The 24,283-nt window shown below is 50.0% G+C and carries 17 protein-coding genes; 8 read left to right on the top strand and 9 right to left on the bottom strand.

Annotated elements, in window-relative coordinates; genetic code table 11:
* Positions 1–92: 92 nt before the first annotated feature.
* Positions 93–2,402 carry an MASE1 domain-containing protein gene (locus H6F76_RS25780; RefSeq protein WP_190512598.1) on the top strand — a complete coding sequence of 770 codons (2,310 nt, stop codon included), beginning with the start codon at positions 93–95 and terminating at the stop codon, positions 2,400–2,402.
* A 45-nt stretch (positions 2,403–2,447) separates the two neighbouring features.
* Here H6F76_RS25780 and H6F76_RS25785 read toward each other — a convergent pair whose 3' ends face one another.
* From H6F76_RS25785 to hetZ, 6 genes are all read right to left on the bottom strand, one after another.
* Entirely contained in the window at positions 2,448–3,029 is a 582-nt protein-coding gene (locus H6F76_RS25785; RefSeq protein WP_190512600.1) for a zinc ribbon domain-containing protein, read from the bottom strand.
* Between the two features lie 107 nt (positions 3,030–3,136).
* Positions 3,137–3,823, bottom strand: coding sequence for a pentapeptide repeat-containing protein (locus tag H6F76_RS25790; RefSeq protein WP_190512602.1), 687 nt, complete (start codon positions 3,821–3,823; stop codon positions 3,137–3,139).
* A 348-nt stretch (positions 3,824–4,171) separates the two neighbouring features.
* Entirely contained in the window at positions 4,172–4,396 is a 225-nt protein-coding gene (locus tag H6F76_RS25795; RefSeq protein ID WP_190453287.1) for a hypothetical protein, read from the bottom strand.
* Between the two features lie 727 nt (positions 4,397–5,123).
* The gene (locus H6F76_RS25800; protein WP_190512604.1) at positions 5,124–7,445 is read right to left on the bottom strand and encodes a transglutaminaseTgpA domain-containing protein; all 2,322 of its coding nucleotides are present in this window, start codon (positions 7,443–7,445) and stop codon (positions 5,124–5,126) included.
* A gap of 261 nt (positions 7,446–7,706) precedes the next feature.
* Positions 7,707–8,774, bottom strand: coding sequence for a hypothetical protein (locus tag H6F76_RS25805; protein ID WP_190512605.1), 1,068 nt, complete (start codon positions 8,772–8,774; stop codon positions 7,707–7,709).
* Positions 8,775–8,785: 11 nt separating this feature from the next.
* Positions 8,786–9,949: a heterocyst differentiation protein HetZ gene (gene hetZ, locus H6F76_RS25810; RefSeq protein WP_190512608.1), complete on the bottom strand. Its 1,164-nt coding sequence runs from the start codon at positions 9,947–9,949 to the stop codon at positions 8,786–8,788.
* 137 nt (positions 9,950–10,086) lie between these two features.
* Between hetZ and H6F76_RS25815 the strand changes: the two genes are divergently transcribed.
* Entirely contained in the window at positions 10,087–10,566 is a 480-nt protein-coding gene (locus H6F76_RS25815) for a hypothetical protein (RefSeq protein ID WP_190512610.1), read from the top strand.
* A 346-nt stretch (positions 10,567–10,912) separates the two neighbouring features.
* Here H6F76_RS25815 and H6F76_RS25820 read toward each other — a convergent pair whose 3' ends face one another.
* A complete protein-coding gene (locus H6F76_RS25820) occupies positions 10,913–12,766 on the bottom strand; it encodes a DUF3352 domain-containing protein (protein WP_190512612.1) in 1,854 nt (617 codons plus the stop codon).
* A gap of 454 nt (positions 12,767–13,220) precedes the next feature.
* On the opposite strand from H6F76_RS25820, the gene H6F76_RS25825 reads away from it, so the two are divergent.
* On the top strand, positions 13,221–17,456 hold the full coding sequence (locus H6F76_RS25825) for a DEAD/DEAH box helicase (RefSeq protein ID WP_190512614.1): 4,236 nt from the start codon (positions 13,221–13,223) through the stop codon (positions 17,454–17,456).
* Between the two features lie 295 nt (positions 17,457–17,751).
* On the opposite strand, the gene H6F76_RS25830 is transcribed toward H6F76_RS25825, so the two are convergent.
* Both H6F76_RS25830 and H6F76_RS25835 read right to left on the bottom strand, forming a co-directional pair.
* The gene (locus H6F76_RS25830; RefSeq protein WP_190512616.1) at positions 17,752–18,291 is read right to left on the bottom strand and encodes a hypothetical protein; all 540 of its coding nucleotides are present in this window, start codon (positions 18,289–18,291) and stop codon (positions 17,752–17,754) included.
* 239 nt (positions 18,292–18,530) lie between these two features.
* Complete coding sequence (locus H6F76_RS25835; protein ID WP_199322477.1) at positions 18,531–18,947, bottom strand: NUDIX hydrolase; 417 nt, start codon at positions 18,945–18,947, stop codon at positions 18,531–18,533.
* A 251-nt stretch (positions 18,948–19,198) separates the two neighbouring features.
* On the opposite strand from H6F76_RS25835, the gene H6F76_RS25840 reads away from it, so the two are divergent.
* The 5 genes from H6F76_RS25840 (at position 19,199) to H6F76_RS25860 (ending at position 24,259) form a co-directional block, all read left to right on the top strand.
* Positions 19,199–19,936 (top strand): carbonic anhydrase, encoded by a 738-nt coding sequence (locus H6F76_RS25840; RefSeq protein ID WP_199322479.1) that lies wholly within the window; start codon positions 19,199–19,201, stop codon positions 19,934–19,936.
* A gap of 335 nt (positions 19,937–20,271) precedes the next feature.
* Positions 20,272–21,774, top strand: a complete 1,503-nt coding sequence (locus H6F76_RS25845; RefSeq protein ID WP_190512620.1) for a nicotinate phosphoribosyltransferase — start codon at positions 20,272–20,274, stop codon at positions 21,772–21,774.
* A gap of 130 nt (positions 21,775–21,904) precedes the next feature.
* Complete coding sequence (locus H6F76_RS25850) at positions 21,905–22,516, top strand: nicotinate-nucleotide adenylyltransferase (RefSeq protein WP_190512622.1); 612 nt, start codon at positions 21,905–21,907, stop codon at positions 22,514–22,516.
* Positions 22,465–23,223 (top strand): NUDIX domain-containing protein, encoded by a 759-nt coding sequence (locus tag H6F76_RS25855; protein WP_190453260.1) that lies wholly within the window; start codon positions 22,465–22,467, stop codon positions 23,221–23,223. The genes H6F76_RS25850 and H6F76_RS25855 overlap by 52 nt, the downstream gene beginning before the upstream one ends.
* A gap of 241 nt (positions 23,224–23,464) precedes the next feature.
* Positions 23,465–24,259 carry an NYN domain-containing protein gene (locus H6F76_RS25860; protein ID WP_190512624.1) on the top strand — a complete coding sequence of 265 codons (795 nt, stop codon included), beginning with the start codon at positions 23,465–23,467 and terminating at the stop codon, positions 24,257–24,259.
* Positions 24,260–24,283: the final 24 nt, after the last annotated feature.

The following is a 24,283-nucleotide window of genomic DNA, read 5'->3' on the forward strand; positions in this document are numbered from 1 at the left end:
GAGGCTATCCAGAAGGGAAAAGAGATGCTAGTACTGAAACCATTAGCCAGTCTGCTGTCGCGATCGCGCCCTTGTTTGGGGAGCGTAAGACCGTGCCATTAGGAGCATACCTGCTCAGGACTGGAGCGATTGCACTAGCCTATTTTGTGGTGGGTAGGTTAACGTTTTTCGTAGCAAATTTGGGCTTAGAAGCCTCACCGATCTGGTTTCCTGCGGGCATTGCTCTGGGCGTTTTGCTACTAAGCAGCACTGATGTCTGGGTTGGTATTAGCCTGGGAAGTTTTTTGCTAGCCGTATCGGTAGGAGCGACAGGGGCAGCCGCTTTAGTCGCTGCTGTTGGCACGACGTTAAGCGCGATCGTTGGCAAAGCGTTACTGCGTCAGGTCGGCTGGTCTTCGTCTCTCAACAGCCTGCGGGGTGCCCTCAAATTTCTCGCGTTGGCAGTTGTAGCATCCCCTATACCCAATGCCACTATTCGTACTCTCTATGCATGCATCGCTGGTCTAAGTCCCTGGCAGCAATTTAGCAGTCAGTGGTGGGCGATCGCGCTGGGAGACAGCATTGGCATTTTGGTCATGGCTCCGCTGCTGCTGGTTTGGTTGAGCAAACCCCTGCCCAACAATGTTCCATTCGGGTCAAATGCGTCGGTATGGTGGCAGCAATTGCAGCACCAATGGCGTCGATGGCGAACCCTTGAAGCCTTGCTGTGGGTAACGCTGCTCTTAAGCGTGAGCTGGTTTGTTTTTTGTGCTTCTATGCACGCAGGTAAAGCGCGGTATCCGTTAGAGATCTTACCGCTTGCTCCCATTGTCTGGGCAGCGTTGCGGTTTGGGCAACGGGGTACCGTAGTAAGTGGTTTTATTGTTTCTAGTCTTGCCTTTTGGGGCTTAACGCAACATCGAGGACCTTTCTTGATGGATGCAAATGGCAACACACAGCAGGCGACCCTCCTACTCCAGACTTTTGTGGGTGTCACGATGGGCATTGTGCTGATGTTGGCGGCAGCCGTAGCGGAACGGCAGCAGGCGGAAGCTCAACTGCGGTTTGCAGCAGATCGTGAGCGGTTATTGGCGGAGACAGCACAGCGCATTCGGCGATCGCTGGAGCTAGACGAGATTCTCAACACGACTGTTTCTGAAGTTCGTCATCTGCTACAAGCTGATCAGGTTTTCATCATACGGCTCGATCCCTGTGGGCAGGGCTTATCTGGACACAACTTGACGGTCGCCGAGTCAGTAAGCCCCGGTTGGACCTCAGTGCAAGACTGGGTGTCAGATCAGCGGGTGGCTCAGGAAATCGAGGCACTTTTTAAGCAAAAAACCTCAGAGAATCCCTGCCATGTAAAGCCTGTGAAGGCGATCGATGATACCGCTCAAGCAGACAAGCCCCCACTAATTGCTGAGTACTATCGCTACTGTCAAGTCAAAGCAAGCATTGGTGTACCCATCATGGTGCATCACAAAATGTTTGGCATTCTGCTGGTCAATCAATGCTCTGGACCGCGCCACTGGTTGCCGCTAGAAACCAATTTGCTAGAACAACTTGCGACACAGGTGGAAATTGCGATCCAGCAAGGTCAGCTTTATCAGCACCTTCAAACGCTTACAGTGAGCTTGGAAGGACAGGTGCAAGCCCGTACCGCCGAGTTGCAGCAGCGCATGCAGGAACTGCAAAGTCTCAATCAGGTGAAAGATTTGCTCCTACATGCCGTTGCCCATGACCTACGGACTCCCGTACAGGGAATGTTAATGGTGCTAAACAGTTTAAGAAGCCGTCATAAAGACTGTGAAGCGGTACCCGTGCCCTGTGGCAAATTCGATCGCATGGTGCAGAGCTGCGACCATCAGCTCAATCTACTGAATTCTCTTTTAGAAGGTCATACAGATGACACACCTGCAACCGTACTTCATTGCCAGCCCGTGCATCTGCATCAAGTTGTAGACATTGCTCTGTCAAATCTGAAACCACTTTTGGCAGAAAACCATGTTACTCTCTGCGCTCAGGTACCTTGCGATCTGCCGCCCATCAAAGCAGACTTACAGCAACTGCGGCAAGTGTTTGAGAGTTTATTGCTTAATGCGGTTAAACACAATGCACCCGGTTTGACTATCACACTCAACGCCACGATCGACACCACAACGGCTGCGCCCCGCATGATCCACTGCGCGATCGCAGACAATGGACGGGGGATGGATCAGAACCAATGCGATCGGCTGTTTCAACTCTATGTGCGGGGCATCGACAACCAGCATTTGACAGGCATTGGGCTAGGTTTACATCGCTGTCGGCAAGTGATTACAGCGCATGGTGGGCAGGTTGGTGTTGCTAGCCATCCTGGCAAAGGCTCCCAGTTTTGGTTTACGTTGCCCTTAGCCGATGGAAATATAAACGCTTATAGTTAAAGCAGCGAACGCATAACGGCAGAAGTTTTGCAGCGTTACTTAAGCTTAGTCAAGTCGATGTCCACAATGCGCGCAAAAGCGATCGCTGGGTTTAAGTGTGCTACCGCATTGACTACAAAAATTGCGTTGCACAGCCGACGTGGATGGTTGTTCTCCTCCTGTTTGAGGTGATGGCTTACTCGATGCCTCGATCGGGTTCATCTCCATCCGCATGTTTCCCATCTGCATCATCATCGTCGTTTGATCCATCTGCATATCACCCATTTTCATCGGTGGTAAAGGCTGCATGGGTGCCATCGAAGGCTTTGGAGACATGGCAGCAGGCATTGAATCAACGTGTACTGGCAGGGGTTGAGCATCACCCCAGGATGGCGCTTCTGTTGACGTACTAACTTGGTTGCCCTGTATGTAGATAAACTGTTCGCCCTGAGCTGTAAGCAATTTAACTACAAGACCGATCGCGACTCGCCAGATTTCGGGTGGTGCAGTCCAGCGTCCTGTTTGAACATGGTTGCTCGACTGCTGCTGCTGTCCTGGGCTGCTATTAGTGAGGGTCACACGAGTCTGTTCATCAACGTTTTCGAGGTAAACCGACTGTCCTGTCGCCCATTCGCATCGATACCCCATTTGAACTGCCTCGTAGTGCATTGAATCTATTGTGCCAGGAAGCAGCAATGCTAGAGCCGTTGAGGCTAAGACCAGTAATCTTTAGTCAGTTAATCAGAGTCAGCTAATTAGTGATCAACGATCGCACCACGCTGTTGCAAATCTGCTATCACCTCTTTAGTCAACCCCTGATTGTCACCAAGCAACGCCTTTTCAAAGGTCGCACCCGCCAAATTTGCATCAGTCAAGTCTGCTCCTCGCAGATCGGCATAGCTCAAGTTTGTGCCATAGAGATTAGCGCTTCTAAAGTTAGCCGTTGTCAGACTCGAACGGCGTAAATCGACATGATTGAGCGATGCCAAGTACAGAATGGCACCATCTAGCTTGCAGCCAACCAATACAGCGCGACGTAAATCAGCGTGGCTTAAGTTGGCTTTAGTCAAGTTCGCACCTGTAAGGTTTGCACTCAAAAGCGTGGCATTGACCAGGCTAACGCCCATCATGTCAGCGCTGACTAAACTGGCACTATCTAAAGTAGCGTTGATGAGCTTTGCACCAATCAGATTGGCATTAATTAAATTAGCTTCCGCCAAATTGGCATTTACTAGATTGGCTTGCGAGAGATCGGTCGCTATAAAATTTGCCCCTTTCAGTTGAGCAGAGCGCAGATCTAGACCACTCAAGTTTGCAGTAGAAAAATCTTTAGAAGGATTAAGTCCAGCTATTTTCGCAAGTTCAAAGAAGTCGTCAGTCTCTGCCTCTACAATGCGCTGAATCAGTTCTCGAAGACGATTCAGAGATCTTTCACTAACCATTTTGCCAACTGCCCGACGAGTATAGGGCGGCGATCGAGGAACACAGACTGCTAAGACTACAGTGCCATCTTAGCCAGTTTCGCAATACCCTCAATCGATGCTCTTAGTTGCGGCTGCTAAACTCTACTCCAGCAGTACTCAAGCTGAAACATTAACACGTAAAAACAACCCCATAGCGCTATTGTAGATGAGGTTGCTAATAAATAAATTGTTGTCGGATAAAATATTACTCAACGAAGCTTAATTTAGTAAGCCTTAAAAGTACCAATCCAACTGAAATCAGAAGCGGAAGACGGTTGGAGGAAGACATGACACAACTTGGCAGATGAGAACCAATAGTATCAAAACCTAAGCCACATCACGCTCGGGCGCTGTAGCCCACATGGTAATAAGACGTTCAATCACAGCTTGCTTACTGGCACTAATACCTTTGGGCATCAAGCTTTCTGTTAGCGCCTCAATGTCAGAAGACTGAGCCAAAACACGGCTTTGCGTTGGCTGTATCGTACTACGGTCTGAAGCGGTTGGTAGACGATCCAGGCTAACGGGTTGGCGATGTTCTGGTCGAAGCATAATGATAATGAGGTTTAAGTTTCAAGTGGAGAGCCACTAGCTCTCTCAGGACAAGTAATGACAGGTATCAATGTAAAACTTAGGATTTTTCTTCCCTTCGATCTGCGGATGACTTAAAGCAAGCTTTGACCATCATCCCTTAATAAATCTTACTGCTTTAGCAGTAGCAGTCAAGCAACGTAGCTAGAAGTAAGCTTTCTCATCCTAAAGTTACTTCTAGAGCGGGACGTTAAAAACGTGAATTGTATTAGTGTACAGAGTCATTACCTATAGTGTGCCCGTCTCCATCCGACAATAACATCCCCGACAAGTGATTGGCTGGCATACACAGAATCTTCATGCAGTAAGTTACCTGTGCTCCTTCTGACAATGAGGCTTTTGTGACTATTGAAAGGCTTTTGTAACTATTGAACAGCCGCGCCATGCCTCTCCAACCCATTCTAAGCATCATGCTGCACTGTATGAAGCCTAGAAAGTATCGTTGCTGCTATAGCGCTTAGAGTCAGGTAAGGGCATCTCTGACTTTCTTCCCCTCCTACTTGTATCAGTTTGTCTATCGTATAACGTCATTCCCTAAGCTATCGCAATAGATCCTAGCTACAAAAATAGTCGACTTGTCTGCAAACAGCTAACCAGGACACTGCTGAATCATGACTGCTATTGGCTTACTGTCCATATCCGGCTACGTAAGCTTTACCTTAAGTGCGGACTGTAGCTCTAAATAGCCTTACGTTTCAGTTGAACGGTTGAGCAGGTGCTTTAAAGTGACACGGCGCTGGGTCGTTGATGGACGTTTCAAGTCGCGCAATCGTTGCTTTAGCTGAGTAAGGTTGGGGACTTGACCCCCATAGCGCCAGCGAACATACGCTTGAGAAATATCGTCGATCGCCCTTGACTGAGCTAGCGGTTGAACTGTCTGTGCCTGCTGCGCGTATTCCAGCGGAGTTTGAGCCGGACGTTTACGAAAGCCTTGAAGTGCCTGCCAATGCAACATTTGCTGATACAGACTTTCCATCGGCGGTAGTTTTGCCAGCCAGCGACGGTAGCGCCAACTACGCCAACCACGCCATAGAAGCCAACCTATAAAGCCGAGCGCGATCGCCAGCAGTAAGCCTGCAAAGAGCCCAACCCAGCCTTGCGAAAGCAGCCCCATTAACCGTGTAAGAGCAATCGCAATCCAACCAGCCAGTGTGCCAAAAATCCGACTGAGCCAACTGGTAACGGGTGACGGTAGCCAACCTGCTACCCAGCGCCAAAACGATCGCAGGGCATTAAAGGTTTGGCTCTCCTCAATCGACGGTGGAATTAACTCATGACCAGGAATCGGGTCAAAGCCAAACCAGCCATATTTAGGAAAAAAGACCTCTGTAATGGCGTAAGCATCAGTATTACGAACGACGTACAAACCTGTAAAGGGATTAAATTCTCCCGGTCCAAAACCCGCTACAAGCCTTGCTGGTATATCAATTGAGCGCAGCATGACCGTCAGTGCTGTCGAAAAATAGTCTGGATAGCCCCCTTGATATTTAAACAGAAAGGCTTCTACCAGGTCTTCATCTGGCTCCAGAAATGGCAACTCAGGCTGAATCGTGTAGCGCTGCTTTACAACCTGAGCTAGAAAGAGCGCTTTTTCGTAAGCAGACGTAATTGGCTTCGGCGAGGTTGCGAGCAATTCTTGTGTGCGCTTTCGTACCCGCGCCAAAATTTTGGGCGGCACATCCAAATAGTCAGCCACAATACTGGCTGGATAGTTCGGTGACGCTTCTCTAAGGCGGGTGCGATCGCGATACGGTACTTCCGAAACAACCGTATAAGTTAGCCCTTCACGCAGTTCCAGCGGCGATCGCAAGTTGCCATTAAGGTCGATCGCGACTTGCCGTGTCGGAAAATAAAGCTCCTTTGGCTGGGCTAGGGATGGCAGTAGATTCGGCAAATCTGAGACAGCCGTATAGGTCTGAACAATTTCTTTCGTTTTATTTAGTGTGATCGGTCGCGGCAAAAAGAACTGATACGACCATTCAGGGCGCGTAATTGTGACTGTCTTATCATTCTGAGAAATCTCCCAACCCTGCCCAAGATAGCGATCAAACGCCAGCACTCGCCAAAAGCCTTCTGCCTGAGATCGTATCCGCAGTACGACTCTAGGCTTCAGCGCTCCTCGCAAGTTCTGGTTGATACGGCTACTAAAACCATAGTAAAAATTCTCATTCAGTTTGCCCGGTCCACTCCCTTGACCCTGATCTGGAGTGCCACCGCCGCCTTTGCCATCACCTGGGCGCACATAGCCAGGGTTGATAATACGGCTGTTGTCTTGAAAATCTTGCTGAATCTGTGGGCTGACAGGAAACGATCGCAGTTGGTAGCCCGGAAAACGCGGCAAACAAGCAAAAACAATTAGCCCGATGACCAAAATCACCGACATAAAGCCGAGCCATCGTTTGGGAGACAGCCCTGCCCGTTGTAGTGGTGACTGATAAAACTGGTTCGATAAACCCAACCGGGAACGGTAATCCAGTACCAGTACGGGCAGCGCGATCGCCAAAAACAACAGCAGCAGCAGCCCAAACGTCATCGTCTGGCTCAGCGTACAGGCAACGCTAATCAGGATTAACCCGATCACCATTGAGTAGCCTAGATCTTTACGACGTGGAAGGTCAAAGCTGTGCAACACCTGAAGCTGCACCAGTAGCTCCGCTAAAACTAACCGAGTGTCATTTAGTTCAGCTCGTAATCCTACAAAAAAGGCTGCCATTGCCAGCAGCATTCCGATCGCAATGCAGAACTTTACCGCTATGTTGCGCTTGTGCCGCTGTCGCCAGCTCCAGAATGCTCCTGTAATGCTTAAGGGGATTGCCCAGACACTCATGCTAGTCGATGCCGCTACGTCTGTTGCGGCGATCCCAGCTAGCACCATCACCTGCACTAGTATCCGTAGTAAGAGCGACTCTTCAACTTCCGGTGGTAGGGTCTGCAAGCGCTGTTTAAAGCGAGCTGCGATCGTTCCTACCTTTGCACCCTCAGAAACACCAGCCCCAGAATGACTAAACATCAGCAGGTAAAAAGATCATGCGGTTTGCTGGCTGCAATGACGACAACGTTAAACTCGCTTCCCTGATCCAAAACTGTTATGCCAGAGCGATGCCTGAGCAACAGAAATCACTCTCTGAACTTCCTCTCTGCCATCAGTGAGACTGTCCAATCTACTTTTAACGTTCAACGTCCGATCGTCATGCAACCAGATCCATCATACCCACGACTTGAAAAGGCTAACTGATGCACTAAAGTTGTCACCCTGACGTTCATCCACAGTTTAGTCAGTAATGCGAACGGCAAAAACTAACGGCTTTTGTTCAGGCAAGCAAACTTCCAACACGCCAGACTGATGGGGGGCAAGGTCAAATAGCTCCACACTTAGGACACCAGCCGTAGCACGTTGAGCGCTTGCTTCTAAATGCTCACTCCGCAGTGTAAGCGTTCCACCACAGGGCAAGGTGCCTTGAATGCGTAGTTTTGCAGCCGTTGCATCCAAGCCGTAATCTACTTGTAAGCTTAAAGCCCCTAATTCAGTAAGCCACTGGCGCTCTAAGGTTGGCTGTCTAAGAGAAACCGTCAGCGTTAGCGCTGCAATGATTTCGCGTGCCGCTAAAAGCGATAACACCATTTGCTGGGCTGGAACTGCTGACTCGTAGTTAGTTGGGTAGTTGGCACCCGAGGGCGGCGGCATAGCACCTGAACGAGCAGGTGATGTCATCACCATCCCTGCAAGCTGATTCAGTGATTGAGACTGACCAGGAAACAAGTCCTCGACAGATTTTACAAGCTTTGCACCCTCTAAAAGAGAGGATTGAACGACGTTTTGACAGCGCTCTAGCAATTGCCCCAAAAGTCGATCGGGTAAAGCAACAGGTAAATTCAGTACTTTTAATTGATGGAGCCAAACTTGAGCTGGAATGCTCTGGTTTACGGCTGCGGGAGGCGCAGCAAGTACAGCCGAGTCTACGAACCCAACGGTACTTTCGGTTTCGTAATCGTGAACTTCTGTTTCCCAGGGGAACAGGGGGAGGTTTTGTTGAATCTCGCTTTGTAACCGATGTTTCAACAGGGTATGAAAACGGTCTTGCACAGCAGGTGTCTCTCCAAGTTTTAGTAAGTTTTTCCGTTGAGAGGAAGCATCGAATTTAAATTGGCTGGAATCTACAGAGGGTGCATCCTGTGAAATGAGTAAATCCGGCGCACTCACTACTGAAGCGCCGCTTTGCCCATCGCTCCCATCAATAACTGGATTAACCACTTCAGATGACTCTGAGGTGGTAAAAAGAACCAGATCTTGAAGTAGCTCGAGCAGATTCCTCTGGAGAGCGTCCGAGTCATCATTCATGGCATATGTTCCTATTCATCGGAAGACGCACTTTGTCCGGACACTAAATAATTACGCATTTCCCAGGCTTGCTCAAGTAGCTTAAACCACTGCTTGCGAACTTGTGTTATCGTGCAGCCGATCGACTGAGCGATCGCCGCATCAGTTAGCTGCTTTCGCTTCAGTTGCAGCAACTCTGTCTGCTGAGGATCAAGCTGTGCCTGAAACGTCTGCCACTGATGCAACGTTAAACCGAGATTGCGCTCTAAGTCTACCTCCAACCATTGATGCACCAGTTCCCAGCGGTGCGAGAGCGCAAAGCGAATGAGGTGATACTTAAAACGTTGCTGTAAGTAATCCCGTTGACGGGGTGTCAGCCCTAAGATTACCTCAATTTCATTGGCAGGCAAATCTTGCAGACGGAGCGCAAAGTAATCAGCGCAATCGGTTTGCTTCCGCTCTTCCAGGTACGCCATTAACTCAGCTACAACAGCCTGACGCAAGCTATCCTCCGTCGGCTCTGGCTCCTGAGCCACCATTTGCTCTCGCACTTGCTGCATGGAAGCAGCTGTCCATTGACTGTCGCCTTCACTAGAGCCACCATCAGCCGCACGTTCGATATCAACTAGTGTTTCGAGCGGCTGTTGTTGTGAAAAAGTTTGGGCACGCAGAATAATAAGCTGTTGATTACGCCGTCCCGGTAGAGGAATGCGACGCTTACCATAGCGTTCAGTAAAAGCCATGTATTCTGCTAGTTGTAGCAGTGTCCGTGGCTGGTAGGTTACTGGTAGCTGAGTCTCACGTCGAAAAGCATTCAGCGCTTCCATGTAGAAGCTTTGAAGAAAGTCTTCGATCAGCGTCAAACGTGCTTGATAGCTTGATTGGGTCTGGGGGGGAGTAATGTAACGATACACGATCGCACTGAGCGTGCTGTGCAGTTCTACCCGTCCTCGCTTCGAGCCTAGCTTGTAATAATGCAAGCATTGCTGAAGGCGGTGTCGTGCCAGTGCTGTTGCCCAAGTATCAATCTCGCCAGACGCTTGAATACGCTTACTCTCAACACAAATGCGAGCGACTTCTTTTGCCAGTCGATCGGATACATCCAAGCAATTTTGCTCAGACGCATTAGTTGACAGCTTTAACTCATCAAGCAGTAATTGAAAAATTGCCTCCACGCTTCGGCAGATATCCCCCACGGTACTTACATACTCAACGATAACTGGAATTAATTGAACTAATTGTGACCACAATACGATGGCAACGTCTAGATCAAAGCAGGGAAGCTTTACAACTTACTCATTTCACTCATTTAATTAGGAGTTTACTCTTCAAAATGAATATTGACAAACAAATTCAGGAACTCATCAACGACGCTCCTCAAGACGGTAATACGCCTGCCTTGGTTACAGCTATTGCCCCTGTGCTGAAATCTTTAGCGTCACAACTGCGTCATGAACAGTACTACATTGTGCAGACGTTAGATCAAGACTGGGCGATCACAACTTTACAAAACCAGTCACAAGTAGAACTGGAGAAAAACGTCATTTACGCCTTCTCTAGCTTGAAGGATGTCTCAAACAGCCCTTATCCAATGCACGATCCGCAGATGATAGCGCTACCCATACCCGTCACACATATTCTTTTTCAGATGCTAGCCATGGAGATTATCCATAGCATCATTTTCTTTGATACACCTGGCAACACTGTTACAGGGACTGAAATCCAGCGCGAACACGTGAGTGAACTCATTGCGTCTTACCTGGCGCAAACTCAGGGTGTGCCTGACTCAGAATTACCACCTAATATTGCTTAAGCCCGTACCGCTTGATTTAGTCTTGCCTCAGGCTTTAAGTAGGACTCTGCGCTTCTAAGGTTGAACTTCTAGATCTTTCTTCTCTTTCTTCTAAAGTTGAACTTTTAGGATGTGTCAGCCATCCTTTGATTGAGCACTTTTTGCAAAACTTAAGCCATGCCGAGCGCTTGCCATAACAGGTGACAAGCGCTCGAAGCATTTTCTAGGGGCAATTTTTCTGGTGGCTACCGTTATCGATAACAAAAAGGATGAGGGATGAGGAGAAGCCCTTGCTCCAAGGAGGTTTCAAGGTTTAGGTCTGCCCTAACGTTCTTTTCGACTGCTGTAGCTTAATTGATGACACGTCCTAGCGCTGTTCTAGCTGAATCAGTGCGCCGCCACGCTGTACACCTGCTTGCTCGCCGTAGCTGCTAAGGGTGAGCGATCGTAGATGACTGAAAAGTGGTTTGCCTGCTAGCTCAAGTACTTTCAGCACTGGAAAGCGCTGCTCTAAAAAGATCTGGCTAGCTGCCCAGTCGAAATACAGGTAGCCGTTGTTGGGCTGTAAGAGGGATGCCGTTGCTTGCTGGAACAATCGATCGGTCAACAGTGGACGCTCGGCAGCTTTGAGGGCTGTGTGCATTGCTGCCACTGAGGTTGCAAACAGTTCATAGTTGCCCAAAGAGGCATGAACGCCTTGCACGTCTGCCTGTAAGTTGAGCGGTTGTGACACGCGGTTTGTAGCAGCAGTAAGGCGCGTCCAGGCTGAAACGGTTCGATCGCCAATGGTGAGCGGACCCACATTCAAGCCTTGCTGTTTGGCGAGGTCGTCAAGATGGGCAATCGCCTGCTGACCTGCCTCAGTTTGTGGACGTTGAGCTGCAAACAGCCAGTCAGGTTGCTTTCCAGGCGCGCTGATTGGGTCAGGAGGCACCATTGCTAGTGCATATTCGCCCTTCGCCCAGCTAAACACATCGGCAGGAATGTCAAGCTGCCAGCGGGTTTGCAAGGCTTGCAGTGGTTGTTCAAGTATTTGAGCTGCTGTTTTATAGGGTGCTAGCCCGTTTGTGAGCTGCGTCCACAGACGATCAAGGTCTGCCCCTGAAGCGGCGATCGCGCTGCTGCTGGGCATATACTGCAAGGCTCCCACAGGTTGAGCTAGCAAGGGTAAGTCTGTTGTCTTCGTCTCAGCGTCGTTATCGGCTGTCTGCCTGTCTAATGCCAGCAGGGCAGTTTCAGCAAGCAGACCGTATTGATTGGGTGCAAACCCAACGACGAGTGTTTGATTAAGTGTTAGTGGCTTCTCTAGTATTTCTGTCGTATTCGTTGCCACTTTTGGCTGTACTGCCTGGGCGGTCAGCTTCTTTCCTAGTAGTTGAGTGAGCTTTGGAACATCAATGAATGTTAGTGCCACCCGTGGTTGGATGAGCGCCGCGATCGCCTGTGTGAAAACGGTTGATCGCTCAAGGCTAAGGTCAGGCGCTTGCACATTGTTAATTGCCTCACGCAGCACTTTAGGATGATTGGCAAAGAGGATGAAGCGATCGCCTACAGCCGCACTGGCAAGCGTTGGCATAGGTGCGGCTGTAGGCGGTGCGGATGGCTCTTCTAGTTGCAGACGATACTTGGATGGTTGCGGTTTGCGTGCTGTAGCGACGCTTTCGGGTTCTGCTGCTGAGGCTTTGGCAGCAATGATCTTCACGCCCTTGTATTGCTCAAAGACTAGATCGCTACCTGCGATCGCCCGCTTTTGCCAAAACAACTCCAAAAACTCGCGCGATCGCTGTGGTTCTTGAGTCGCGATCGCCATTAAGTAGCCCGGCTGTTGCCCATTTGCCGTATCACGATCAATATCCAGTGTGGTCACGGCAAGCGTAATTTCTTGCCCTAGCCAGGGTTGTACGTCTCGCTCGTAGTCCAGACCCGTCGTTGCCAGCAAACTTTGCTTCAACTGGGCTAGCTCCTGCCGTACCTTTCGTCGTTCTGCGGGTCGGGTCGATACCAGTTGAAAGGCTTCTAGCTGATCGGGGTTCAACAGTAGTGATGCCATGACTGGCGCTTGCTTCGGCACAAAAATTGCGGCACCGGGAACGCTTCCCTGCTCATTACTTAGCAGGCGGCTGGGATTGCGACCCACCAACCAGTAGAAACCACCAGCGCTGGACAACAGCAGCACCAGCACCACGACTGCCAAAACGGTGAGGAACGAACGAAACTTCATGGGCATCAGATAGCGCTAGGAGGCAACGCAAAAACAGTCCAGCCTCATTATCCTGTAGCGCGTGCATCTTAGCGGCGATCGCGTCAGGGCGCTTCTGATTTCTGGTTCTGTTAAAGAAGTGAAGGGTGAAGAAGTGGCTGCGATCGCACTTCTAAAGTGTCTACTCTACACTTGGAGAGAAAGCGCGTCGTCTACACAAAAACGGTGACATCTTAATAGATCTCCGGCTTCTTTGATTCAATCCTAGCTGGTTGCCTCTAATACAAAAGTCGGGGATCTTGCCGAGACTTCGCAGTTTACCCCCTCAGTTTGCTGGGATTAGGTGAGCCAAACAGCAGAATTTGGCGCAATGTGAGAGAATTTATGACCATTGAAAAATGATTGGTCTGATCTCGATCGCCACTTTGTTTGTCTCAACGGCTGATGAAAACGATCGCGCTATCTTCAAAGCATCATGACTCAGGCAGCTCCTCACCCCGAACAAGTTCGCAGTCACCTTGTTCAGATATATCGCAAGTTACCGTTGCTAGAGCAAGTGATGGTGCAACTGTCTTCAGTGATTTATGAGCCAACGAGTCGCGCTTTGTTTCTCAACTGTTGGAATTACCTTAGTGAGAACGATCGCGGCGGTAAACACTTCACAGCGGTAACAATTAAGCCATATATCGATCGCTTGATTGAGTTAGGAGTGTTAACTCAAGCTGGTGGTGCGAGTCCTCAATGTAATCCGTTGCTGGCAGAAATTGCGACTCGTGATGCGGTCAAGGCTAATCGCTTTGAACGTCTTGTTGAGGCAGTGCAAAAGGGCTTTCCTGTTCCCCGGCGCTGGAAAGATGGACCAGTTTCATTTGGGAACGATCGCCAATTGATTCGCGAAATTCGGGTTGGCGTTTACCGCAAAGATCTCAAATTCATTAATAAGCAGTTAGAGGACTATTACAGATACAGCTATCAGAAAGAAAAGCTTTCTCTGGATGATATCTATCAGCAAATCTGCAATAACCCCTTTGATCCGGCATGGTTTCGGACGCTGCCGTCGGAACTATATGAAGGGGCACTCATCAGCATCCTCAACTATTCCATTCTGGAGCTAACAGCGGCGGATGCGGCGGTGGCGTTATTAAAGGACGATATCACCAATGCTGACAAACAGAGCGCCAAACATGGTGTCAAGCAGAGTGCCGTTTTGCAACGGGTTGTGCTTACAGAGCAATGGTTGTTGCGGGGTCGCTTGCCAGAAGCACAGCAACTGCTTGAGCGGGTGCCAGAAGACTATCAGCATCAGTTTGCGTCGCTGCGGGGTCATCTCGCCTTTTTGCAAGGGGACGATGCGGCTGCGATCGCCCAGTACTCCACCGCGTTGAAAGCGCTGAAGCAAGGCACGGGAAAACGCAAGGTCTACTTCCAGTCCATGAGTGGCTTGTTTTTTATCCTGGCGTTGCTCAAAGATGGGTCTGCCGATCGCCTCGAAGAAGCCGCAGAGTACACCAGCATTGCACGACAGACAAAGCACTGGCTCAGCCCCACTTATGCAGTGCTAGAGAATGTGATCAAAGTTCAGCAGGGCGATCTGGGCAAAAAAGCATGGGTGAGCCAGATGTCGATCGCCACCCACAAAGCTGGCAACAGCCTGCAAACCTTAATCGCTTGCCTGTGCCTCTACTGGGTTGATTTGGATCAGGCGAAAAAGTATCTGCCGAAGCTCTTAGAACCCTTTTACGACGATGCCGCCGCCGCTGGCTATCTCTGGATAGCAAAAACCGTTGGCGACCTGCTCGTTAAACTTAAGCCGCGTAGCCCTTACGGCGAACAAGCCGCCGCCTTGCTACCCGACAGTAAGCTGCGATCGCTGGCAGACCTCATCCAACCGCAAGAAGCGTGGGAGCTGAGCTTGAATGCGCTGTCCCACTTGCGGAAAGATCAGCCCCAGACAGTTGCGAAAGCGGACACAACCCAACGTCTTGCCTGGTTTATCACTTTCTATCCCAAAACTAGCTGTGTGCTGCAACCGCGTGAGCAAACCCTGAATGCCAAAGGTGACTGGAGCAAGGGCAGACCGATCGCCCTCAAGCGACTGAAAAGTAACGCCGAGGAATTTGGCTATCTCACCCCACAAGACCTGAAGCTTTGTGCCCAAATCAAAACCTATGCTTACGGCTGGGGCAACAAAACGGACTACACCTTTACTGACAAAGCGATCGCGCTCCTGGTCGGGCATCCGCTCGTTTTTTGGGAAGACGCACCTACTACGCGGGTCGAGGTGGTAAAAGGCGAACCCGAACTGCTGGTGAAGAAAATTAAAGACGATCGACTCGCGCTGCAATTTTCGCCCGCACTCCAGGACAACAAAGAGATTCTAACGGTCAAAGAAAGCCCCACCCGGCTCAAAATCATTGACATTACGCCAGAGCATCGCCGCATTGCCGAAATTTTGGGCACTCAAAACCGTTTGGAAGTGCCTGCTGCCGCTAAGGAACGGGTGCTAGCTGCCATTCACGCGGTGTCCAGCATTGTCACGGTGCATTCCGACATTGGCGGCGGCGTGAGCACCGAAGAGGTGCCTGCTGATCCCAAACCGCACGTTCACCTGTTGCCTGCTAGCGGCGGGTTGAAAGTAGCGGTGCTGGCGCGTCCGTTTGCTCAGGGTAGTCCTTATTATCGTCCTGGTGCGGGTGGCGAAACGGTAATCGCAGAGATCGAGGGCAAGCGCTTGCAGACAACGCGCAACCTGAAGGAAGAAAAGACGCTGGCAGATGCCGCGATCGCAGCCTGCCCCACCTTCTTGCACCAAGAAAAGAAGGATAACGAATGGCTCATCGACGACCCAGAAGCCTGCCTGGAGCTATTGCTGGAACTGCAAGCGCTGGGCGACAGCATTGTTATCGAGCATCCTGAAGGTGAAAAATTCCGTGTGTCGCACCAGTCTGGCTTAAAGGATTTCAAGCTCAACATCAAGCGCCAGAACGATTGGTTCGCGACCGAAGGTGAGTTGAGGGTCAACGATCAACTCGTGCTGGATATGCAGCAGCTCATGCAACTGCTAGAAAAAAGCCCCAGTCGCTTTATTCCTCTGGGTGACGGACAATTTCTAGCGCTGACGCAAGAATTTCGCAAACGGTTAGATGAGTTACGGAACTTTTCAGAGCGATCGGGCAAAGGTGTGAAACTCCATCCCCTTGCAGCCGTTGCTGTCGAAGACTGGATGGAAGAAGTGGGAGATCTCAAAGCAGACAAACATTGGAAGGCGCACATTCAGCGCCTCAAGGAGATCCAAAACTTTGAACCCCAACTGCCATCAACCCTGCAAGCCGATCTGCGCGATTATCAGATGGAGGGCTTTCGCTGGCTGGCACGCCTGGCACATTGGGGCGTTGGAGCCTGTCTTGCGGATGATATGGGCTTGGGTAAAACGCTGCAAGGTTTGGCAGTGATCCTCACCCGTGCGCCCGAAGGTCCCACGCTGATTGTGGCTCCCACCTCCGTTTGCATGAACTGGCTGAGTGAGGCACAGCGCTTTGCACCCACGTTGAACGCTATGCAGTTTGGTGGGGGCGATCGCCAAAAAACACTCGCTCAGCTACAACCGTTCGATTTGGTGGTTTGTAGCTACGGGTTATTGCAGCAAGAAGATGTAGCAGAGATGCTGGCAAAGGTGCAATGGCAAACGATCGTCCTGGATGAAGCACAATCCATTAAAAACTTTGCTACGAAACGCTCGCAAGCCGCCATGAATCTGCAGGGCGGGTTTAAACTGCTGACGACAGGTACGCCGATCGAAAACCATCTAGGCGAACTGTGGAACCTCTTTCGCTTCATCAATCCTGGCTTACTAGGTTCTTTAGATACGTTTAATGAACGCTTTGCGACACCGATCGAACGCTATGGGGATAAAGACGCTCGTAACCGCTTAAAAAAACTAATCCAGCCCTTTTTGCTGCGTCGTACAAAGAATCAAGTCCTGCAAGAGTTGCCCTCTCGTACAGAAATTCTCTTACAAGTTGATTTGAGTCGAGAAGAAACAGCTTTCTATGAAGCCTTGCGGCGAGAAGCGATCGCCAAGCTCTCTGACAGTGACGCCACAGCAGGTGCCAAACATCTGCAAGTGCTAGCAGAAATCATGCGCTTGCGGCGTGCCTGCTGCAATCCGCGTCTTGTCAAACCAGAAATTGTGCTGCCGAGTTCTAAGCTGCAACTGTTTGGCGAAGTGCTGACCGAACTATTAGAAAACAAGCATAAAGCGCTAGTCTTTAGTCAATTTGTGGCGCACTTGCACTTGATTCGAGAGTATTTAGATGAACAGAAAATCACCTACCAATATTTAGATGGCAGTACCCCCGCTGCCGATCGCAAAAAGCGCGTCAATGCCTTTCAAGCAGGCGAAGGTGATGTCTTTTTAATTAGCCTTAAAGCTGGTGGTACGGGCTTGAACCTTACCGCAGCGGATTATGTGATCCATATGGACCCATGGTGGAACCCAGCAGTAGAAAATCAGGCTAGCGATCGCGCCCATCGCATCGGGCAACAGCGCCCTGTCACCATCTATCGGCTAGTGGCGAAAAATACGATCGAAGAAAAGATTGTCGATTTACACCAGCAAAAACGTGATCTAGCTGATAGCTTGCTCGAAGGCGCAGAAATGAGCAGCAAGGTATCGACTGACGATCTACTGCGCTTAATTTCTGAACATTAGGCAGCGACAACGCAACAACTCGTCATGCTAGGTAGCTAGGCGTAATGATTGATAAGACGCATTTCGACTCCATGCTCGACGTTTAGGCTAAGCTTAACGTCGAAGCCTGAGCGCCCTTCAGCTCAAGCGCTCAGGTCGAAAGTTTATGCCGAAGTCCTAATGCTCTCAGCCCTGTGTATCTGCGGGTTGACCCAGTCTAAACCCAGTCTCTAAGTAGGCTTGTTTTACCTGCTGCCACATCCATACAGTCTCTAAGCAATTTGATTGAAGTAACGCTCCCACTGCTGTTAGGGGGCTAAAGCTCAAAACGTCGCCCATCTAGGAGCGAGAACCGCTCATCTTCCCACAGGCACTCTAATTCCCAAAACTGTCCTAGCTTTGATTCTGGTAAAAATCCTGACACTTTAATCAAAAAAGGTTTTGCAGTGGAGTTGGGTTGATTACGGTGAATCCGCAATAACTGCTGTGCGCCATTCGTTGAAACTAATTGACCATCAATGTTAAAAACACCCAATTCCGTTGCCGGTGCAGAGGCTTCAAAGCTCTTTAGCCAAAAGGTTGTGCCACTGCGAGTCGATTTGGGATACAAGCCAAAAAAGCCTGTGAGCGGGAGTTCCTGCGTGTTTAACCAGCGCTGCAACCGATCGTTACAGCCGCTCAACGTCAACAGCTTGTCATCAACACGTAAGGAGTAACCCTCCTTGCCTGCGGACAATTCGCCTGCTAAGAAACCAAAGGCTTGATACTCAAAGCCCAAAGGTGGAGGCAAGACAGGTGTTTGAGGGGCACGCTGCGCGGGGGCTGGGCTGCGTTTGGGTATAGATGGTTTTGGCACGGGTCAGTATTCAAAAAATAAGGGTTCTAGCTACGGTAAGAGGCTCAGGCGCTTAACAGCCACCGCAACCTCTAATTTAGGTCACGTGCAGGCGCGATCGCCCTGACCCTGCACGAAATCTACCTCCAGACCGAAAAGTGAGAGGCGTTTCCCATCATAGCAGAGGGATTGGCTCTGCCAGTGAAGGGCGGTACACCTTGCCCCGCTCGTTAACACGGGTCAAGTTAATGCTGGTCAAGTTAATGCTGGTCGAGCAGCGCTGGCTGTGCCTCAAGCCTGATCAAAAGGTGTTTGAGCGTTTTACTTTTGACACGCTTCGCTGCTTCTGACAGACTCAACCATTGCCGCTTTCGTTGCTTGGCTTCTGACCAATCTTCAAGCACGGTTTCAACGCGCATTAGAAAAAGCTCCATCTCGCACGGGTAGCCCCACTTGCGATCGATATAGGTTTCGATCGCAGGTGTCACTACATGACCACTCACGCCTGCTTCTTCTAACGCTTCTTTGGCGGCTGAGTCAGCCGCACTCAAACCCAGCGCAATCCAACCTTTTGGCACAATCCAACGTTTACGCCGAGTGGAAGTAACGAGCAGCACTTCTGCCTTTCCCGCTGTCATCCGGTAAGGCAACACGCCTGACTGCCGCAGTATGAGCATGCGTTTCCTCATTCTTATCCACAGCCGCCAATTCAAAGTCGAAACCTGTTGGCGTCGATCGTATCAGGCTGTCACGGCATTTGTGTCACAGCATTGACGATCGCTGATCCGTATACTGGAGCTTCAGCGTTTCCTTCGAGATGTACATTGTCACTCTGGCTTCAGGGGATACCCTCGCTCTAACGATTCAGCACATAGCCAGCTAATGACGGTTTAACTTTGTTTGATTGCCGCGTCCCTACAAAAGCACTATGAAACAGGAGAGACAGGACTTTAGAGAACGCTTCATCGATCGTCGCGACTTCTTAAAACAAAGCGCCAGTAGTACTGCAAGTCTGCTAGTAGCCGCTAGCACGTTTTTCTGGCGTAGCAAACAGGCGCAAGCGGCTGAGTTAGCCCCTACAACGGCTCAACCCCTTAAGCCCGAGGCAGCGCTCCAAAAGCTGATGGCAGGAAATCAGCGGTTCAGGCAGCACCACCCCCAGTATCCCGATCAATCGGCGGCTCGTTTGCAGGCAGTGTCTCAAGCCCAGCATCCGTTTGCCACTATTTTGAGCTGCGCCGATTCGCGGGTGCCAGTTGAGCTGATTTTTGACCAGGGCGTTGGCGATATTTTTGATGTCCGTATTGCGGGCAATATTGCTACGCCTGAAGTGATTGGCAGTATTGAATATGCGATCGTTCTGCTCGACACGCCTGTTTTGATGGTGCTGGGTCACGAGCGCTGTGGTGCAGTTACGGCTGCGGTCAACAGTGAAGTGCTGCCGGGTGCGATTGGTAGCCTTGTGAAAGCTATTTTGCCCGCGATCGAACCTCACAAGGCCGCGACAGCTGATCTAATTGATACGGCAGTCCTGGCAAATGTGCGCTATCAAATCGCACAACTCAAGCGATCGCCTCTGTTGGCAGAACGGCTGCAAGCAGGCACCTTAAAAATTGTGGGCGGTCGCTATGACCTTGATGCTGGTAGCGTTACGCTCCTGACCTGAGGCAAAGCTAGGATACGCTCTCATGAGCAGTAGGCAGAAGAAGCAGTTCATCCCTGCATAAGCGATTGTTGATGCAGATTTGCCTAGGAATAGACATCGCTGCATTGCTACTGCGACATAGAGAATAGAGCCGAAAGCCGCCTGTTTTAATGAGAATTACTATAAAAGAAACAATTTTAATGGTGGGCAAACAGCTTTATCCTTGTTTTTTGGTCTTATTGCAGGCGTTAAAACAAAAAAATTAGATAAACGATGCAATTTGCTCTTTCTAGTTTTGGTTTTTCTAACTATAATTAGAAAACCCACTGCAACGAGTCGATCGCCCAGGTACGCCAATGACTACAAAGCAAGCAACTGACGGTGACGGTCGTTTTGAGCCGAGTCGATCGCCGCTCAAACAAGCCACTTCGATCGCGCCTCAGACAACTGCAAGCGTAGCGGCATCGCTCCCTTCCCTTTTAACAGATGAGTCGCTTACTGTTTTGCCGCAGGACTCTAGCCTGCTAACCGACCTTTACCAGCTCACAATGTCCGCCTGCTATGTGGGTGAAGGGTTGGATCAGCGACGTGCCAGCTTTGAACTCTTCGCTCGTCGGCTGCCCGCAGGCTTTGGGTATTTGGTCGCGATGGGGTTGGCACAAGCACTTGATTATTTAGAACGCTTTGCGTTTAATGACGCGCAGATTGAGGCATTACAGGCAAGTGGCATTTTTACCCATGCGCCTAATCGCTTCTGGTCGTTGCTGGCAGATAGCCGCTTTAGCGGTGATGTGTGGGCAGTCCCCGAAGGCACGATCGTTTTTGCTAATGAACCGCTGCTGCGCGTGGAAGCACCCCTCTGGCAAGCACAACTCGTCGAAACGTACCTGCTCAACACGCTCAACTATCAATCTTTAATTGCAACCCGTGCTGCCCGTTTGCGCGATGTCGCAGGACCGCACGCAACGCTGTATGAATTTGGTACGCGACGCGCCTTCAGCCCTCAGGCATCACTCTGGGCAGCGCGTGCAGCCCTGGCAGCAGGCCTGGATGCAACCTCTAATGTGCTGGCAGCACTGAAGCTGGGACGCAAACCCGTCGGCACAATGGCGCATTCTCTGGTGATGGCATTAGCAGCAACTGAAGGCACGGAGGCAGAGGCATTCACCGCTTTTCATCGCTACTTTCCCGGTGCGCCGCTGTTGATTGATACGTTTGATACGATCACCGCCGCCAAACACCTCGCTGCCAAATTGCAACAGCACGAAATCGAGCTGGCAGGCATTCGCATTGACTCTGGTGATTTAGCAGCTCTATCTCAACAAGTGCGCCAACTCCTGCCAAGTGTCCCCATCTTTGCCAGCGGCGATTTGGATGAATACAAGATTACTCAACTTCAAGCGGCAGGAGCCTGCGTTGATGGCTACGGGCTGGGCACTCAATTGGTAACAGGGGCACCTGTAAATGGTGTTTATAAACTGGTAGAAATTGATGGCATCCCTGTGATGAAAGAGGCTACAGGCAAAGTGAGTTATCCGGGACGCAAGCAGATTTTTCGGAGCTATGAGCAGGGGCAGGCTGTGGGCGATCGCCTCGGGCTGATGGTAGAACAGCGGTCAGCAGAACCTTCACCCGATACTTTCACTGGAGAACAACCGCTCATGCAGCTAGTGATGAAACAAGGACAGCGCCTGCACTCGGCTGAAACGCTAGAGACGATCGCTCAACGCACGACCCATTCGGTTGCCAGCCTCTCCGCCACAGTACGCCAGATTGACGAGCCAGTTTCTCTCCCAGTCGAACCGTCCACGGCACTACTCGACCTCATCGCTCAAACCCAACGCCAACGGCATCCCTAGAGCCTCAAATCAACCTTTGCGCCCTTTTCCCCAGACACTTTTACTTCCATCAGCCATTCTCTTCACCCCTTTACCTCCTTCCCCTTTCCCCTCGCCCCCCTTTCACCCCTCTACCCCTCCCTCACTCCCCATGCTCAACATTGCTCTTTTTGGCACCAGCGCTGATCCACCGACCGCCGGACATCAAGCAATCTTAGTTTGGTTATCGCAGCACTTCGATCGCGTTGCCGTGTGGGCCGCCGACAATCCTTTTAAGTCGCATGAAACGTCGCTGCTCCATCGGACGGCAATGCTGCAACTGTTGCTGGACGACATTAACCCGCCTCGCCACAACCTGCTCCTTTACCCAGAACTCAGTAAACCGCGTACTATCCATACGCTTGAAATTGCCGAAACGCTTTGGACAGATGCCAGCTTCACTTTAGTCGTTGGGTCTGATTTGATTTACCAACTGCCTAACTGGTATCAAATTGAAGCGCTGCTAGAGCGGGTTAATCTACTGATTATTCCGAGACCGGGCTTCATACCAAATGAAATGGCTCTGGCAGAATTGAGGCAAAGAGGCGCACGTCTGACGATCGCGGATTTGACGGGTCCCGATATATCCTCCACCGCGTATCGTGAGCATGGAGACACTGATGCCCTGACACCTCCCATCGAAGCTTACATCCACCGGGAGCAACTATACCCATGCCAGAACGCCTCCAACGAAAAACAGCCCATTCACCAACACATTCATTGAGCGATCGTGCCCTTGCAGACTTCAAAGTTGGCGTTGACAACGTCATTTTTTCCGTCGATACGGCACAAAATCGTTTGCTGGTGCTGCTGGTCATGCGGCAAGAAGAACCTTTTTTGGGACAGTGGAGTTTTCCTGGCACGCTAGTACGACATGGTGAATCGCTCGAAGACGCTGCTTACCGCATCCTTGCCGAAAAAATTCGTGCCCGTAACCTTTATCTGGAGCAGCTTTATACGTTTGGCGGTCCCGATCGCGACCCACGCGAGTCTGCACATAGCTACGGCGTCCGTTATCTCTCTGTCAGCTACTTTGCCCTCGTCCGTTTTGCTGAAGCCGAACTGATTGCTGATGGTGTAAGCGGCATTGCCTGGTATCCGCTCGATCAAGTGCCTCAACTCGCCTTCGACCACAATAAAGTGCTGGAGTACGGTCATCGACGTTTGAGGAACAAGCTGGAATATAGCCCAGTCGCCTTTGAAGTGCTGCCAGAACTGTTTACACTCAGCGATTTATATCAACTCTATACAACAGTTTTGGGCGAAAACTTTTCGGATTATTCCAACTTTCGATCGCGCCTTCTCAAGATGGGTTTTCTCTCTGATACAGGTGTAAAAGCCTCCCGAGGTGCCGGCAGACCTGCAAGCCTCTATCGTTTTGATGCCGAAGCCTTTGCACCCCTAAAGGATAAGCCTTTAGTGTTTATTTAGTTGCTAGTTGTTAGACAAATTGCAGAAATAGCAGGATTTTTGAATGCTCCATCGACGCAAGAAAAAACTTTGCTTCAAAAGCGAATGAGATTCAGAGGTTTTCGTTTGGATTCATTTAGGTTCGATTGCGATCACAAAGATGAGCTTGATTAACTTAATGTTGAAGTTTTTGATACTCTCCGATAAGCAAGTTTAGGATTCTTTTGATTGATTATAGGCACAATGTTCCTTTAAATTCGTTATGAGTAGAGAAGTGCAATTTAAGTCCGATCGCTTGGCTGTACTGATCGATGCAGACAATGCGAATGCTGACCTGATTGAATTGCTTTTGAAAGAGATTACTAAATATGGCACGTCTCACGTCAAACGTATTTATGGTGACTGGACTAGTTCTCAGCTCGGCAAATGGAAGGATAAGCTCAATAAATTTGCCATTCAGCCCATCCAGCAATTTCGCTATACCGTTGGTAAAAATGCAACTGACAGCGCCTTAATCATTGACGCAATGGATTTGCTTTACACCCGCAACTTTGACGGCTTTTGCATTGTTTCAAGCGATAGTGACTTTACTAGACTTGCCAGTCGTATTCGTGAATCAGGGCTAGTTGTGTATGGATTCGGCGAGAAGAAGACACCCGAAGCTTTTATCAGTGCCTGTGACAAATTTATTTATTCTGAGATTTTGGCGCGGTTAGAAGATAATAACTTGATTGAATTTGTGAGCGATAAGGTACAAGAAAAAACTAGTAATGTGCCTAATGCAGCTCCAGACCCCACAGTAGTAGCTAGGCAAAAGCTAAAAAACAATAAGAAGCTGATGAACCTTCTTAAAGACGCTTATGAAGCAGTTGATGAAGAAGATGGTTGGGCAAACTTAGGACCATTTGGTGCACAGCTTACGAAATTATCACCATCATTTGATCCAAGAAATCACGGCTATAAAAAATTGAGCGATTTGATTCGAGCTACAGATCGTTTCGAGATTAAGAAAATGCCTAAAGGTATGCACATTAAGGCAAAACTTAAATCAACTTGAAGCACTGCGTTCCAAGTCTATTCA

Source organism: Leptolyngbya sp. FACHB-321, assembly GCF_014695975.1.
Classification (GTDB): Bacteria; Cyanobacteriota; Cyanobacteriia; order Leptolyngbyales; family Leptolyngbyaceae; genus Stenomitos.